We start from the raw sequence: 553 nt of genomic DNA, 5'->3' as shown, positions 1-553 counted from the left end.
CAGCTGTACGGGTTGAATGCTTCCGGTCGCAGCCCAGCCGCCCTGACGCCGGAGCGGTACCGGGACCATGGGCGGATCCCCCCCTACGATTGGTTAGCGGTGACGGTGCCGGGGGCAGTTTCCGCTTGGCAGACCTTGCACCGGCGCTGGGGAAAGCTGCCGTTCGAGCGTCTGTTTGTGCCTGCCCTTCGTCTGGCGCAAGAGGGATTTCCGGTCTCTCCCCGGGTGGCCCAACTGTGGCAGGCGGCGGAGTCCATCTATTTGCCCCTGCCAGATCCCCGCCACGACGCCTTCAAGGCCGTTTTCTTTCCCCAAGGGCGTGCCCCACGGGCTGGGGAGCGCTGGAGCAGCCCCCTGCATGCCCAAACCCTGAAGGCCATTGCCCACAGCGGGGGTGAGAGTTTTTACCGGGGGGAGCTGGCGGAGAAGTTGCTGGCTTTCTCGGAAGCTAGCGGCGGCTTTCTTTCCCCCGCTGACTTGGCCCAGCACCAGGCCGATTGGGTGGAACCCATCCATACAGATTACCGCGGCTACACCGTCTGGGAGATCCCCC

Annotated in this window: 1 protein-coding gene; it reads left to right on the top strand. The window is 65.3% G+C overall.

The features are described from left to right. On the top strand, positions 1 to 553 hold a 553-nt coding region (locus NW837_RS11245), incomplete at both ends, for a gamma-glutamyltransferase (RefSeq protein WP_414331584.1).

It is taken from the genome of Synechococcus sp. R6-10, assembly GCF_047461815.1.
GTDB lineage: Bacteria > Cyanobacteriota > Cyanobacteriia > Thermostichales > Thermostichaceae > Thermostichus.
This window is presented reverse-complemented; position numbering and strand designations above follow the sequence as displayed.